We start from the raw sequence: 13689 nt of genomic DNA on the forward strand, positions 1-13689 counted from the left end.
AACAACAAATGTTATCGACCACCCCCGCAGACCAGGCGCAGGTTCTGCAGATCGCGCAGACGTTCGCGCCGCTGTCCGCGGCCGATTTCGCGCCCGTGCTGCAAGGGCTGCGCTGCGAGGACCTCGCTCCCGGGCAGACGTTGTTCCACATGGGGCAGGCCCGGCCGCAGGAGTGCTTCGTGCTGCACGGGCTGCTGCGCAGCAGCGTGGCCGATGCCCAGGGCCGAGAGGTCACGCTGGGGTTTCATGCCGGCCCGTGCGTGCTGCCGCCCGCCATCACGCGCGGCATGGAGGACCGCTCGCGTGTGGACTGCGTGGCCCTGGAAGCCAGCCGTGTGGCCCTGTTCGATCCCGAGACGCTCGTACAGGCCATGGTGGCCCATGCGCCGGTGCGCGCCTGGGGCGATGCCGTGCTGCGGCACGAACTGTTGCGCATGGCCCAGCGCGAGTGGGCCCTGGCGGCCTGGACCGGCGCCCAGCGCCTGCAGCAGCTGCGCAGGGAGTGCCCCGGCCTGGAAGACCGGGTGCCGCACCGCATGATCGCCAGCTACCTGGGCATGACGCCGGTGAACTTCAGCCGTCTGCGCAACGCGCCCAGGGCGCCCGCGCCGCGCGCCTGAGGCCGGTCAGCCCGCGCGCTGCAGCGACAGCCCCGCATGCTCGCGCAGCGGGTGGAAGTGGATCTTGGGAAAACGCTCCTGTGCCAGGCGCACGTCATACGGGCTGGTGCACAGGTAGGCCAGGGCATCGGCCGCGTCGTGCGCCATGCGCAGGGGGTAGGCGGTCTCGAAATCGCGCAGTTCGGCCGGGGTGTCGGCCGTGATCCAGCGCGCGCCGGTGTACTGGCAGGATTCCAGGCGCACGTCGCAGTCGTACTCGGCCTTCAGGCGGTGCTGCACCACCTCGAACTGCAGCTGGCCCACGGCGCCCAGCAGCATGTTGCCGCCCGCGTCGGGCTTGAAGACCTGGATGGCGCCTTCCTCGCCCAGTTGCATCAGGCCCTGTTGCAGTTGTTTGGTGCGCAGCGGGTTCTTCAGCACCACGGTCATGAACATCTCGGGCGCGAAGAAGGGCAGGCCGGTGAACTGCAGCGCAGGGCCGTCGGTGATGCTGTCGCCCAGCTGCACGCCGCCGTGCGTGGTGAAGCCGATGATGTCGCCCGCGTAGGCCTCTTCCACCGCCTCGCGGCGCTGGCTCATGAAGGTGACGACGCTGGTGGGGCGCAGCTCCTTGCCCGTGCGCTGCACCTTCATCTTCATGCCGGGGGTGTACTTGCCCGAGGCCACGCGCACGAAGGCGATGCGGTCGCGGTGGTTGGCGTCCATGTTGGCCTGCACCTTGAAGACCACGCCGGAGAAGCCCTCGTCCTCGGGGTGCACGATGCGGTCTTCGCGCTGGCGATTGACCTCGGTGTAGGCCACGCGCGCGCCCGGCGGGGGGGACATGTCCACCACGGCGTTGAGCACTTCCATCACACCGAAATTGTTCACGCCCGAGCCGAAGAACACGGGCGTGAGGCGCGCGCCCAGGAACTCCTGGTGGTCCCAGGCGATGGAGGCGCCCACGGCCAGTTCCATGCTCTCGATGGCGTCGTCGTAGGCCTGGCCGAAGCGCGCGCGCAGTTTTTCCACGTCGGAGAGCGGAATGATCTCGAAGTCCTCGGGCCGCTTCTCGCTGCCGGCCTGGAACACCGTCATGCTCTGCGTGCGCAGGTCGATGATGCCGCCGAAGTTCTTGCCCTGGCCCACGGGCCAGGTCATGGGGCAGCAGGGCATGCCCAGTTCGCGCTCCACCTCGTCGAGGATGTCGAGCGGGTCGCGCACCTCGCGGTCCATCTTGTTGACGAAGGTGATGATGGGCGTGTCGCGCTGGCGGCAGACCTCGATCAGGCGGCGCGTCTGTGCTTCCACGCCGTTGGCGGCGTCGATCACCATCAGCGCTGAGTCCACGGCCGTGAGCACGCGGTAGGTGTCCTCGGAGAAATCCTTGTGGCCGGGGGTGTCGAGCAGGTTGATGACGTGGTCGCGGTAGCTCATCTGCATCACGCTGGAGGCCACCGAGATGCCGCGCTGCTTCTCGATCTCCATCCAGTCGGAGGTGGCGTGGCGGCTGGCCTTGCGGCCCTTGACGGCGCCGGCGATCTGGATCGCGCCCGAGAACAGCAGCAGCTTTTCGGTCAGCGTCGTTTTACCCGCGTCGGGGTGGGAAATGATGGCAAAGGTGCGGCGGCGCCGGGTTTCAGAGGCGTAGGACACTAGCGGTTCCAGAAGGTGGGCAGGGCGAGGAGGCCCTGCAGGGGCAAACGGTGGGCCTGCTCCTGCACCTTGTGGGGGAGCGCGGCCGAACCCGCAATTTTACCGGGCATGCACGTGGCGCATAACGGGCTGCCCAACTGCTTTTATAATCCGGCGCATCCGAGGAGCGTTGCAGCGCCCCCAGCATTGGCGGGGCGTGAGGCTCGGAGTCATCAAGCAACGACGCTCATCCACTTTCCGCGTGGTGAGCTTTTTCCCTTCCCCCGGCGAGTGGTTTTTCAAACATGCTTTGGAGCACACCATGAACGCACGCGTCAACGCACCCGCCGCCGACTCCGCCATCGCCGACATCGGCCTGGCCGACTGGGGCCGCAAGGAAATCCGCATCGCCGAAACCGAGATGCCCGGCCTGATGGCCATCCGCGAGGAATTCGCGGCCAAGCAGCCGCTCAAGGGCGCGCGCATCACCGGCTCGCTGCACATGACCATCCAGACGGCCGTGCTGATCGAGACGCTCAAGGCCCTGGGCGCCGACGTGCGCTGGGCCTCGTGCAACATCTTCTCCACCCAGGACCACGCCGCCGCCGCCATCGCCGCCACCGGCACGCCGGTGTTCGCCATCAAGGGCGAAACCCTGGTGGACTACTGGGACTACACCCACCGCATCTTCGACTTCGGCGCCAAGGGCACCGAGGGCGAAGGCCCGAACATGATCCTGGACGACGGTGGCGACGCCACGCTGCTGATGCACCTGGGCAAGCGTGCTGAAAAGGACGCTTCCGTGCTGGCCAACCCTGGCAGCGAGGAAGAGCGCATCCTGTACGCCGCCATCAAGGCCAAGCTGGCCGAGGACAGCACCTGGTACAGCCGCAAGAGCGCCGAGATCCTGGGCGTGACCGAGGAAACCACCACCGGCGTGCACCGCCTGAAGGAAATGTCGGCCAAGGGCACGCTGCTGTTCCGCGCCATCAACGTGAACGACTCGGTGACCAAGAGCAAGTTCGACAACCTGTACGGTTGCCGCGAGTCGCTGGTGGACGGCATCAAGCGCGCCACCGACGTGATGATCGCCGGCAAGGTGGCCGTGGTCGCCGGTTACGGCGACGTGGGCAAGGGCTCGGCCCAGGCGCTGCGTGCGCTGAGCGCCCAGGTGTGGGTGACCGAGATCGACCCCATCAACGCCCTGCAGGCCGCGATGGAAGGCTTCAAGGTCGTGACCATGGAGTGGGCCGCCGACAAGGCCGACATCTTCGTCACCACCACCGGCAACCGCGACGTCATCACCTTCGAGCACATGAAGGCCATGAAGGACCAGGCCATCGTCTGCAACATCGGCCACTTCGACAACGAGATCCAGGTTGCCAAGCTCGAAGAGCACTGCCAGTGGGAAGAGATCAAGCCCCAGGTGGACCATGTGATCTTCCCGGACGGCAAGCGCATCATCCTGCTGGCCAAGGGCCGTCTGGTGAACCTGGGCTGCGGCACGGGCCACCCGAGCTTCGTGATGTCCAACTCGTTCGCCAACCAGACCATCGCGCAGATCGAGCTGTTCACCCACCCCGAGGGCTACGACGTGGGCAAGGTCTACGTGCTGCCCAAGCACCTTGACGAGAAGGTGGCGCGCCTGCACCTGAAGAAGGTCGGCGCCATGCTGACCGAGCTGAGCGACGAGCAGGCCGCCTACATCGGCGTGCCCAAGCAGGGCCCCTACAAGCCCGACAGCTACCGCTACTGAGCACGGTTGCTTCTTTATTGATAGCTGCTGGCGCATGCTGCATGCGCCGTACAGCCCATTTTGACTAGAGAACGCAATGCGTGCAGATGTATTTCTGGTGGAATCCGGCCACGCGAGCACCCGCTCGCAGGCCCAGCGCCTGATCGCCTCCGGCGTGGAATGGCGCCTCGGCCCTGGCGCGCCCTGGACCAAGGTGCTGAAGAACGGCGACGATATTCCGGCGGGTTCCGAGCTGCGCCTGCTCGACGCGGCCGAGGCGCGCTTCGTCTCGCGCGGCGGGCTCAAGCTCGACGGCGCGCTCGAATCCCTGGGCCTGGCGGTGCAGGGGCTGCAGTGCCTGGACGTGGGCCAGTCCACCGGTGGCTTCACGCACTGCCTGCTGGAGCGCGGCGCGCGCCGCGTGGTGGGCGTGGACGTGGGCCACGGCCAGCTGCACGCGCAGCTGCGCGCTGACCCACGCGTGGTCTGCCTCGAAGGCCTCAACGCCCGTGCGCTGACGCCCGAAGCGCTGCAGGCGGCCTGGGAGGACGCCTGGTCCGAGCCGTCCGCCGCGGCCGTGGAGGACGACGCCGAGCCCGACAGCCCGTACCGCTGGATGTCCGGCGACGGCGAGGTGACCGACTACGACGACAGCGACGATGTGAGCGATGACGACGTGGAGGCCGACCTGGCGCGCGAGCGCGGCGCCACCGTGCCTGCCGAGCCCGCCAACCGCCGCCGCCTCAAGGCCTGGGCGGGCGAAAGCACCGCGCCGGTGTTCGACCTGGTCACCGGCGACCTGTCGTTCATCTCGCTCACGCTGGTGCTGCCCGCGCTGGTGCCGTTGCTGGCGCCGGGCGGCCACCTGCTGATGCTGGTCAAGCCGCAGTTCGAGCTGCAGCCGGGCCAGGTGGGCAAGGGCGGCATCGTGCGCGATGCCTCGCTCTACCCCGTGGTGGAGCAGCGCATCCGCGACTGCTGCGCCAGCCTGGGGCTGGAGGTGCGTGCCTGGATGGACAGCCCCATCAGCGGCGGCGACGGCAACCATGAATTCTTTGTTTTCGCGAGGAGGGGCGCATGACCGCTGCCAACGCACCATCCACCGGCCTGCCGGTGAGTTTTGAATTCTTCCCGCCCAAGACGCCCGAGGGCGCCGAAAAGCTGCGCGCCGTGCGCCAGCAGCTCTACGCGCTGCGGCCCGAGTTCTGCTCGGTGACCTACGGCGCGGGCGGCTCGACGCAGGAGGGCACTTTCGCCACCGTGCGCGAGATCCTGCAGGAAGGCGTGAGCGCGGCCTCGCATTTCTCGTGCATCGGCGCCACGCGCGCGTCGGTGCGCGCGCAGCTCGCCACGCTCAAGGCCATGGGCGTGCGCCGCCTCGTGGCCCTGCGCGGCGACCTGCCCAGCGGCTACGGCATGGGCGGCGAGTTCCACTACGCCAGCGACCTCGTGGCCTTCATCCGCGCCGAGACCGGGAGCGACTTCCACATCGAGGTGGCCGCCTATCCCGAGGTGCACCCGCAGGCCAAGTCGCCCGAGGCCGACCTCAAGGCCTACGCGGCCAAGGTGCGGGCCGGCGCCGACGCGGCGATCACGCAGTATTTCTACAGCGCCGACGCGTACTTCCGTTTCGTCGAGGACGCGCGCCGCCTGGGCGCCGAGGTGCCGGTGGTGCCGGGCATCATGCCCATCACCAGCTCCACCCAGCTCATGCGCTTCTCTGACGCCTGCGGCGCCGAGATCCCGCGCTGGGTGCGCCTGCGCCTGCAGGCGTTCGGTGACGACACGGCGTCGATCCGTGCGTTCGGCCTGGATGTGGTCACCGGTCTGTGCGAGCAGCTCGTGGCGGCGGGCGTGCCGGGGCTGCATTTCTACACCATGAACCAGAGCGTGGCCACGCTGGAAATCTGCCAACGCCTCGGCCTCAAGGCCCCGCTGGCGCAGTAACATCCTGCGGTTTCAAATTTTCTCGTGCAGTCATGAAGCGTGTGCTGGCCCTGTTGGTGGCGGTTGTGGGTGTCCTGGGGGTGTCCTCCGTGGGGGCGCAGACGCGCTACCACTGCCGTGATTCCAGCGGCAATGCACTCGTGCTCTCGCGGCCTTGCCCGTCGGAGATGCGGACCACGGCGGTTGTTTCTGGCTCCACGGGTGGGAGCTATGGCCGCAACCATGAGGTGACATCGATCCGCCCGGCGCCCGATGTGCCGGAGCACCACCAATACATGAGCGCGCGCTGCCGTGCCCTGGACGAGAACATGCGCTCGGCCTATTCGCGCGGCATCAAGCCTGACGTGGTGGCGGGCATGCGGCGCGAATACCGGCGTGACTGCAGCGAGGAGGAAGAGGCGGCATATTCGCAGGCCTCCCGCGAGCGGCACAGCCAGCGCGAGCAGCGCCGGGAAGAAGAAAAATCCGCGCGGCTGGAGGCCCAGGTGTCCAGGGAACAGGATGAGCGGTTCCGGCAGCAATGTGCCGAATCGCGCCGCATCCTGGCGGCCAAGCGCGCGCGTACAGACCTGACGGACGGAGAGAAAAACGACCTGCGGCGCTTCGAGGAAGCCTTCATCGCGCGCTGCAAGCGCTGACGATGGGCTTCGCCGGCCGTTAGCCGCCCGCTTCGAGCGTGTGCGTGGCGTTGCGGTCCTGGCCCAGCAGTTCCACCATCTGTGGCAGCGCCGCCTGCAGCGCCGCCTTGAGCGTGTGCGGCGGGTTGATCAGGAACATGCCGCTGGCCGGCAGGCCGGGGCGCTTGGTCTGGCCCTGGGCGGTTTCGGTGATCTTGCCCGACTTGACCGTGAGCGTGGCATGCAGCCAGCTCTTGCCGGCCTTCTGGGCCATGGTCTTGAGGCGGCGCGGCAGGTCATGCGCCTCGGGGCGCGGGATGATGGGGTACCAGACGGCATAGGTGCCGGTGGCGAAACGCTTGAGCGCATCCTGCACCATGTCCAGCACCTTGCCGTAGTCGCTCTTCATTTCATAGCTGGGATCGCACAGCAGCAGCGCGCGGCGGGCTGGCGGGGGCAGGAATTTCTTGACACCCTCGAAGCCGTCCTCGTGCAGCACGGCCACCTGGCGTCCGGCTTCGAGCTGGGCCACGTTGCCGGCGAGCGCGCGCAGGTCGGTGGGGTGCAGCTCGAACAGCTTGAGCTTGTCGTGCGATCGCAACAGGCGCTGGATGATGAAGGGCGAGCCGGGGTAGACCTTGGTGCCGGTGCCCTGGTTGAAGGCGCGGACCATGTCCACGTAGGCCTGCAGCATGGGCGCCAGCGGGGCCTTGGGGGGCTCTGCGGCGATCAGGCGCAGGATGCCCTCGCTGGCTTCGCCGCTGGTGCGGGCGTAGTCGCCATCGAGCCGGTACAGGCCCGCACCCGCGTGGGTGTCGAGCACGGTGAGGGCAGCGTCCTTCTCGGTGAGGTATTGCAGGGCAGCAACCAGCACGGCGTGCTTGAGCACGTCGGCGTGGTTGCCCGCGTGGAAGGCGTGGCGGTAACTGAACATGCGCCTATGGTAACCATGCGCCCGCTGCCGTTGCCCATGGGTGGGTCAGCACGCTGCCCTGGAGGTCCTGGAGGAGGCACAATCGACAATCCTGCGCGAATCGTGACATTTTTTTGCCGCGGTAAGCGTTTTGTTGCGTTTCAACAGCCCTGCCGGGGGATGATTGCGGTTTACTGGCGCCAGAGACCGTTCGTTTCCGGCCGCTTCCGCATGCCTTCTGGGTAATTCCGCCATGACCGATAGTTCCAGTTCCGCCCCCGCGAACGGGGTGCGCCACGTCGATGCGCTGCCGGTGGGTACCCGCCTGGGCGAGTTCGAGATCCTGGCGCTGCTGGGCGTGGGCGGCTTTGGCATGGTCTACAAGGCGTTCGACCATTCGCTGTACCGGGCCGTGGCCATCAAGGAGTTCATGCCGGCGGCCTTGGTGGCGCGCGCGCCGGACGGCTCGCTGCAGGTGCGCTCGCCGGCCGACCAGCCTGCCTTCCTGGCCGGGCTCAATTCCTTCGTGGGCGAGGCGCGCCTGCTGGCGCAGTTCGACCACCCCTCGCTGGTCAAGGTGTTCCGCTTCTGGGAAACCAACAACACCGCCTACATGGTCATGCCCCTCTACAGCGGCATGACCTTCAAGCAGGCGCGCGCGCAGATGCGCACGCCGCCGCCCGAAGAGTGGCTGCGCAAGGTGCTCTGGAGCGTGCTGGGCGCGCTGCGCGTGCTGCACGGCGGACACACGCTGCACCGCGACATCTCGCCCGACAACATCTTCCTGCAGGATGTCGGCCCGCCGGTGCTGCTGGACCTGGGCGCGGCGCGCCATGCCATCAACGACCGCGACCGCAAGCACACGGCCGTGCTCAAGGTCAACTACGCGCCCATCGAGCAGTATTCCGACGGCGATGCCGAGCTGATCCAGGGCCCGTGGAGCGACCTGTATTCGCTGGCCGCCGTGGTGCATGGCTGCTTGTGCAACGACACGCCGCTGCCGTCCACGCTGCGCGCGATCCGCGACCGCATGGTGCCCTTCTCGCGCGTGGCGCGCACGGTCAAGCGCCAGTTCGGCCAGGAATACTCCCCCACGTTCGTGGCGGCCATCTCCCAGTCGCTGGCGCTGCGCCCGCCGGACCGGCCGCAGAACATCGATGCCTTCCTGCAGGTGATGGGCATGACCTCCGCGCCCCCGGGGCTGGAGTATTTCGACTTCCGCGCCGAACTGGGCGATATCTGGGTCGAGCCCACCGACCAGCCCGGCCCGGGGCTGGTGGTGCCCACGGTGGATGTCACGTCGGCCGTGGCGGGGTCGCCTGCCGGCATCGCGGGGCCCGTTTCCGTGCCGGTGCCGGTGGTGAAGGCGGCCGCGCCCGCGCGGGCCGCCGAGCCGCCGCCGCAGGCCGATCCCCTGCAGAAGACGCAGGCCCTGGAGGCCTACGCGGACGAGGGCGACACGGTGTTCCTCGACGCCGGCGACACCGTCGTCATGGAGGACATGCCGGACAGCATGTTCATCGATCCGCAAGCGCAGGCCCCCGCGCCGGCCGGCCGCGCGGAGCCCGCGCTGGAAAGCCGCCCGGCGCCCAGCCCCTCGCGCAGGGCCGCCGCGCGCGCCGCCCGGGAGAGCACCCGGCGCATGGGCGTGGCCTGGTTTGCGGTGGGCGGCGCGGCGCTCCTGGTGGTGGCGGCCAGCGTTTACGGCTGGCGCAGCCGGGCGCCGGTGCCGCCGGTGGACCCGATCATCACCGAACTGGCCGAACCCGCCTCCGCGCCGGCCATGGTGGCAGCGTCGCTGCCGGAGCCTTCCGCGTCCGTGGCCCAGGCGGCCTCCGTAGCCAGCGCGGCCGCCGAATCCGCATCCGCCGCGCCCGCGCCGGCCTTCGTCGTGGCTTCGGGTGCGCGGCCGACCCCGAAACAGCGCCGCCCCGTGCCCGTGGCCAGCGCGCCGGTGGCGGCCGCGGCCGAGCCCCCCTCGGCCGCGCCCCCACCACCGCCTGAGCCCCCACCCGTGGTGGCGCCCCCCCGGCCCGCGCCGCCTCCGGTGCGGCTGTGCGAGAACACCAGCGTGTTGACGCGCAGCATGTGCCTGCGCGAGGAGTGCCGCAAGCCGGCCCATGCGGCGCTGCCGGCCTGCGTGGAGTTCCGCCAGCGCATGGAGCCTCTGGAAAAGCAGCAGATGGCCAATTGATGCCCCGGCGCAGGCGGGCTGCTTCCCACGGGACGCCGGAATTTGTATAATGGTCGGCTTCGCAGCGTTTTTTGGTCCCGCGGCGAAGCATTCTTCCCACCTAAGAGGCTTCCGTCAAAGAGAAGCACCGACCGTGGAAAAGGACCGCCAAACCCTCTTTTGAAAAGAGCAAGCTCATGTCTACTTTCAGCGCCAAGCCCGCTGAGGTCGTGCACGAGTGGTTTGTGATTGACGCCACCGACAAGGTGCTCGGCCGGGTAGCCAGCGAAGTTGCCCTCCGTCTGCGCGGCAAACACAAAGCCATTTACACGCCTCACGTCGATACGGGTGACTACATCGTCATCATCAACGCCGCCAAGCTCAAGGTCACCGGCACCAAGTCCCTGGACAAGGTGTACTACCGCCATTCCGGTTATCCGGGCGGTATCACGGCCACGAACTTCCGCGATCTGCAAGCCAAGCACCCCGGCCGCGCGCTGGAAAAGGCCGTCAAGGGCATGCTGCCCAAGGGCCCGCTGGGTTACGCCATGATCAAGAAACTCAAGGTGTACGGTGGTGCCGAGCATCCCCACACCGCCCAACAGCCCAAAGTGCTGGAACTGTAAGGAGCCTTGAGATGATTGGTGATTGGAACAATGGCACCGGCCGTCGCAAGTCCAGCGTCGCCCGCGTGTTTCTGAAAAAAGGCTCCGGCAAGATCACGATCAACGGCAAGGACATCCAGTCCTACTTCGGCCGTGAAACCTCGATCATGATCGCCAAGCAGCCCCTCGTGCTGACCAACAACCTCGAAACCTTCGATGTCCAGGTCAACGTGCACGGCGGCGGTGAATCCGGCCAGGCCGGCGCCACCCGCCACGGCATCACCCGTGCCCTGATCGACTACGACGCGACGCTCAAGTCGGCACTGAGCCAGGCTGGCTTCGTGACGCGCGATGCGCGTGAAGTCGAACGTAAGAAGGTCGGTCTGCGTTCCGCACGCCGCGCCAAGCAGTTCTCCAAGCGCTAATCCGCGTTTGCTGCCTGCGCAAAGCCGCACCGGGTTCGCCCGCTGCGGCTTTTTGCATTTGGGGTGGCATGGGGGACGGAGGGTATATTGCGGCACCCGGCGCATTCCTTTCCGCGCCCGCTTGCGAGACCGATAGCACAGGAGCTTCCATCCATGCGTTTCCGATTGCTGCGCCGACGCCTCACCATCAGCGCACCCCGCATGTCCGTGCGCAGCGCCATGCCCTGGCCCTTGCGCTGGTTGGTGCTGGCGGTCGTGTTCGGCTTCTGCGCGGCCGTGGCCTTGTGGGCCTTCGAGTTCGGTCGCTCCATCGCGGGGCTCGACGCGGGCATGCGCGACGAGCTGCTGCACCTGCGCTCGGAGGTGGCGCGCTTGCGGGAAGAGGGCCTGCAGCACCAGACGGTGGCCAACACCTCGGACAGTCTGCTGGTGGCCGAGCGCACCGCGCTGGAGCAGCTCACGGCGCGCCTGCGCCAGGCCGAGGCCGAAAACCGCGCGCTGCGCGAGGATCTGGGTTTCTTCCAGAAGCTGATCCCGGCCAATGCCGGCGGCGACGGCATCGCCATCCGGGGCCTGCAGGCCGAAATGGTGGCGGGTACCCATTTGCGCTGGCAGGTGCTGGTGATGAAACCGGTCAAGAACGCCCCTGAGTTCAAGGGGCGGCTGGAGCTTCTGCTGACGGGCGTGCGCGACGGCAAACCCTGGAGCCAGACCGTGGCGGGGGAGGGCCAGGCATTACAGCTGCGCCAGTACCGCCGCATGGAGGGCGTGGTCGATCTGCCGGCCAGGACCGTGGTAAAAACCGTGACGGCCCGGGTCCTGGACGGCAGCGTGCAGCGCGCCGCGCAGACTGTCGAGCTGGGCCAGTGAGCGGCTGCGCGTCCGGCGGGCGCGCAGGCCTTGTTTTCATTCGCGCGGCGGGCCGCGCAAGGAGTGCAATCCATGTTTTCGCGCAACAAGCAGCCCCCCATCAAGAGCCTGATCGCCGAGGGGAGCCGCATCGATGGCAATGTGCATTTCACCGACGGGCTGCGCATCGATGGCGTGGTGGTCGGCGACGTGCGTGCCGGGGACGACAAGCCGGGCCTGCTGGTCATTTCCGCTACGGCCCGGGTCGAGGGCCTGGTGCAGGCTGCCCATGTGATCGTCAACGGCCAGATCAACGGCCCCGTGCATGCCAGCACCATGCTGGAATTGCAGCCCAAGGCGCGCATCGCGGGTGATGTGCACTACAAGACCTTGGAAATGCACCAGGGCGCCACCATCTCCGGAAAGATGTTCCCCGCGGACGTGTTGCTCGAAGAAAAGCCCACACTGAAATTGGCGTCAAGCAACCCGTAAAGTGAAATTCCGGGTGGTTTGCAGTAGCATTCCGCCCAAACCAGAACTGGAGTTCCCATGAGTGCCGTTGCAGAAAACATGCCCCCCGAGATGCCCGACCCGATCATCTTCACCGAAAGCGCTGCGGCCAAGGTGGCGGATCTGATCGCCGAGGAAGGCAATCCGGACCTGAAGCTGCGCGTGTTCGTGCAGGGTGGCGGCTGCTCGGGCTTCCAGTACGGCTTCACGTTCGACGAAATCACCAACGAAGACGACACCGTGATGACCAAGAACGGCGTCTCGCTGCTGATCGACGCCATGAGCTTCCAATACCTCGTGGGTGCCGAGATCGACTACAAGGAAGACCTGCAGGGCGCGCAGTTCGTCATCAAGAACCCGGGCGCCACGTCCACCTGCGGCTGCGGCTCCAGCTTCTCCTGAGCCTCTGAACCACCTTCAGGCGGGGTAGATCCCGCCCAGCACACGGGCGCCTTGGGCGCCCGTGGCGTTTTGGAGGTTGCCCGGCAGGCCGTGCAGCGTCTGGCGCGCCAGCCAGGCGAAGGCGGCCGCCTCCACCTGGAGCGGCGGCAGGCCATGGGTGTCGGTGGTTTCCACCCGCAGGCCGGGCAATAGCGCCCGCAGCCGTGCCATCAGGTGCCTGTTGTAGGCGCCACCGCCGCACACGGCCAGCATTTCACTCCTGTTTTGATAGCTAATGGCGCTTGCTGCACAAGCCTTTGCGGTCAATTCCGTCAATGTTGCCTGGACATCCGCCGCTGTGGCCTGGGCGAAGCGCTCCAGGCGCTGCTGCAGCCACCGTGGATTGAACAGGTCGCGCCCCGTGCTCTTGGGAGGGGGCTGGCGCAGGAAGGGCTCGTCCTCCAGGCGCGCCAGCAGTTCCGGCAGGACCCGGCCGCTGGCGGCCCAGGCGCCATCGCGGTCGAAGGGCTGGCCGGTGTGCTGCTGGCACCAGTGGTCCATGAGGGCGTTGCCGGGGCCGCAGTCGAAGCCCAGCGCGCTGCCATCCGCTCCCAGCACGCTCAGGTTGGCGATGCCGCCGATGTTGAGCACCAGCAGGTCCTGCCCGGGCCTGCCGAACATGTGACGGTGAAAGGCCGGCACCAGCGGAGCGCCCTGGCCGCCGGCGGCCACGTCGCGGCTGCGGAAGTCCGCCACCACGGCGATGCCGGTCAGCTCGGCCAGCAGGGCGGGGTTGTTGAGCTGCAGCGTGTAGCCCGTGCCGTCGAATTCGCCGGGCCGGTGGCGCACTGTCTGGCCGTGGGCGCCGATGGCGCGCACGGAGGCCGGTGCCACCCCGGCTTGCGCCAGCAGGATCTGCACGGTTTGGGCATAGCTGCGCGCCAGCGCGTTGGCGGCCAGCGCGGCGCGGTGCAGTTCGTTGGCGCCCGGGGTGTTGAGGGCCAGCAGCTCGGCGCGCGTGGCGGTGTCGAAAGGCGCGGCGTGGTGGCGCAGCACCGTGCAGCGCGGGCCGGAGAAGTCGGCCAGCACGGCGTCCACGCCATCGAGCGAGGTGCCCGACATCAGGCCGATGTACAGCTCGGGGGGCGTGGAGGAAGTCACCTCGACCAGCAGCCTTGAAGTGCGCGCGGCTCCAGCCAGCAGCCGCCGCGCAAGGGCCGCCCCGCCGCGCTGGCGGTGTCCCCCTTCCCGGCGCCAGCCGAGAGAAGGGGGAAGGCGCGAAGCGCCTCAGGGGGATGCA

At 68.0% G+C, this 13689-nt stretch carries 14 protein-coding genes and 1 riboswitch; of the genes, 11 read left to right on the top strand and 3 right to left on the bottom strand.

The annotated features are described in order from the left end of the window. Positions 1 to 8 precede the first annotated feature (8 nt). Positions 9 to 620 (top strand): Crp/Fnr family transcriptional regulator, encoded by a 612-nt coding sequence (locus D8S75_RS06405; RefSeq protein ID WP_119965214.1) that lies wholly within the window; start codon positions 9 to 11, stop codon positions 618 to 620. A 6-nt stretch (positions 621 to 626) separates the two neighbouring features. On the opposite strand, the gene D8S75_RS06410 is transcribed toward D8S75_RS06405, so the two are convergent. Further along, complete coding sequence (locus D8S75_RS06410) at positions 627 to 2255, bottom strand: peptide chain release factor 3 (protein ID WP_119965215.1); 1629 nt, start codon at positions 2253 to 2255, stop codon at positions 627 to 629. Positions 2256 to 2412: 157 nt separating this feature from the next. Beyond that, positions 2413 to 2490, top strand: a riboswitch (S-adenosyl-L-homocysteine riboswitch). A 66-nt stretch (positions 2491 to 2556) separates the two neighbouring features. Here D8S75_RS06410 and ahcY point away from each other — a divergent pair. The 4 genes from ahcY to D8S75_RS06430 all read left to right on the top strand — a co-directional run bounded on the left by ahcY (position 2557) and on the right by D8S75_RS06430 (position 6554). Then, positions 2557 to 3990 carry an adenosylhomocysteinase gene (gene ahcY, locus D8S75_RS06415; RefSeq protein ID WP_119965626.1) on the top strand — a complete coding sequence of 478 codons (1434 nt, stop codon included), beginning with the start codon at positions 2557 to 2559 and terminating at the stop codon, positions 3988 to 3990. A 76-nt stretch (positions 3991 to 4066) separates the two neighbouring features. Next, positions 4067 to 5050 carry a TlyA family RNA methyltransferase gene (locus D8S75_RS06420; RefSeq protein WP_119965216.1) on the top strand — a complete coding sequence of 328 codons (984 nt, stop codon included), beginning with the start codon at positions 4067 to 4069 and terminating at the stop codon, positions 5048 to 5050. Next, on the top strand, positions 5047 to 5916 hold the full coding sequence (gene metF, locus D8S75_RS06425) for a methylenetetrahydrofolate reductase [NAD(P)H] (RefSeq protein ID WP_119965217.1): 870 nt from the start codon (positions 5047 to 5049) through the stop codon (positions 5914 to 5916). Before D8S75_RS06420 ends, metF begins: the two co-directional genes overlap by 4 nt. A gap of 32 nt (positions 5917 to 5948) precedes the next feature. After that, the gene (locus D8S75_RS06430; RefSeq protein ID WP_119965218.1) at positions 5949 to 6554 is read left to right on the top strand and encodes a hypothetical protein; all 606 of its coding nucleotides are present in this window, start codon (positions 5949 to 5951) and stop codon (positions 6552 to 6554) included. Positions 6555 to 6573: 19 nt separating this feature from the next. On the opposite strand, the gene D8S75_RS06435 is transcribed toward D8S75_RS06430, so the two are convergent. Continuing rightward, a complete protein-coding gene (locus D8S75_RS06435) occupies positions 6574 to 7467 on the bottom strand; it encodes a 23S rRNA (adenine(2030)-N(6))-methyltransferase RlmJ (RefSeq protein WP_119965220.1) in 894 nt (297 codons plus the stop codon). A 232-nt stretch (positions 7468 to 7699) separates the two neighbouring features. Between D8S75_RS06435 and D8S75_RS06440 the strand changes: the two genes are divergently transcribed. The 6 genes from D8S75_RS06440 to erpA all read left to right on the top strand — a co-directional run bounded on the left by D8S75_RS06440 (position 7700) and on the right by erpA (position 12410). Then, on the top strand, positions 7700 to 9640 hold the full coding sequence (locus D8S75_RS06440) for a serine/threonine protein kinase (protein WP_119965221.1): 1941 nt from the start codon (positions 7700 to 7702) through the stop codon (positions 9638 to 9640). A 176-nt stretch (positions 9641 to 9816) separates the two neighbouring features. After that, the gene (gene rplM, locus D8S75_RS06445; RefSeq protein WP_119965223.1) at positions 9817 to 10245 is read left to right on the top strand and encodes a 50S ribosomal protein L13; all 429 of its coding nucleotides are present in this window, start codon (positions 9817 to 9819) and stop codon (positions 10243 to 10245) included. 11 nt (positions 10246 to 10256) lie between these two features. After that, on the top strand, positions 10257 to 10649 hold the full coding sequence (gene rpsI, locus D8S75_RS06450; protein ID WP_119965224.1) for a 30S ribosomal protein S9: 393 nt from the start codon (positions 10257 to 10259) through the stop codon (positions 10647 to 10649). 153 nt (positions 10650 to 10802) lie between these two features. Next, entirely contained in the window at positions 10803 to 11519 is a 717-nt protein-coding gene (locus D8S75_RS06455) for a DUF6776 family protein (protein WP_119965226.1), read from the top strand. A gap of 72 nt (positions 11520 to 11591) precedes the next feature. Continuing rightward, on the top strand, positions 11592 to 11990 hold the full coding sequence (locus D8S75_RS06460) for a bactofilin family protein (protein ID WP_119965228.1): 399 nt from the start codon (positions 11592 to 11594) through the stop codon (positions 11988 to 11990). A gap of 57 nt (positions 11991 to 12047) precedes the next feature. After that, the gene (gene erpA / locus D8S75_RS06465) at positions 12048 to 12410 is read left to right on the top strand and encodes an iron-sulfur cluster insertion protein ErpA (protein WP_119965229.1); all 363 of its coding nucleotides are present in this window, start codon (positions 12048 to 12050) and stop codon (positions 12408 to 12410) included. A gap of 15 nt (positions 12411 to 12425) precedes the next feature. Here erpA and D8S75_RS06470 read toward each other — a convergent pair whose 3' ends face one another. Continuing rightward, positions 12426 to 13550 (bottom strand): anhydro-N-acetylmuramic acid kinase, encoded by a 1125-nt coding sequence (locus D8S75_RS06470; protein ID WP_119965231.1) that lies wholly within the window; start codon positions 13548 to 13550, stop codon positions 12426 to 12428. Between the last annotated feature and the right edge of the window lie 139 nt (positions 13551 to 13689).

Origin of the sequence: Simplicispira lacusdiani (genome assembly GCF_003604195.1) — a bacterium.
Lineage (GTDB): Bacteria > Pseudomonadota > Gammaproteobacteria > Burkholderiales > Burkholderiaceae_C > Simplicispira > Simplicispira lacusdiani.

Bases quoted from the DNA above. Each gene is read 5' to 3' on its own strand.
- D8S75_RS06455 (WP_119965226.1), top strand. From the start codon at position 10,803: ATGCGTTTCCGATTGCTGCGCCGACGCCTCACCATCAGCGCACCCCGC.
- erpA (WP_119965229.1), top strand. From the start codon at position 12,048: ATGAGTGCCGTTGCAGAAAACATGCCCCCCGAGATGCCCGACCCGATC.
- D8S75_RS06420 (WP_119965216.1), top strand. From the start codon at position 4,067: ATGCGTGCAGATGTATTTCTGGTGGAATCCGGCCACGCGAGCACCCGC.
- D8S75_RS06405 (WP_119965214.1), top strand. From the start codon at position 9: ATGTTATCGACCACCCCCGCAGACCAGGCGCAGGTTCTGCAGATCGCG.
- rplM (WP_119965223.1), top strand. From the start codon at position 9,817: ATGTCTACTTTCAGCGCCAAGCCCGCTGAGGTCGTGCACGAGTGGTTT.
- D8S75_RS06460 (WP_119965228.1), top strand. From the start codon at position 11,592: ATGTTTTCGCGCAACAAGCAGCCCCCCATCAAGAGCCTGATCGCCGAG.
- D8S75_RS06435 (WP_119965220.1), bottom strand. From the start codon at position 7,467: ATGTTCAGTTACCGCCACGCCTTCCACGCGGGCAACCACGCCGACGTG.
- ahcY (WP_119965626.1), top strand. From the start codon at position 2,557: ATGAACGCACGCGTCAACGCACCCGCCGCCGACTCCGCCATCGCCGAC.
- metF (WP_119965217.1), top strand. From the start codon at position 5,047: ATGACCGCTGCCAACGCACCATCCACCGGCCTGCCGGTGAGTTTTGAA.
- D8S75_RS06440 (WP_119965221.1), top strand. From the start codon at position 7,700: ATGACCGATAGTTCCAGTTCCGCCCCCGCGAACGGGGTGCGCCACGTC.
- D8S75_RS06430 (WP_119965218.1), top strand. From the start codon at position 5,949: ATGAAGCGTGTGCTGGCCCTGTTGGTGGCGGTTGTGGGTGTCCTGGGG.
- rpsI (WP_119965224.1), top strand. From the start codon at position 10,257: ATGATTGGTGATTGGAACAATGGCACCGGCCGTCGCAAGTCCAGCGTC.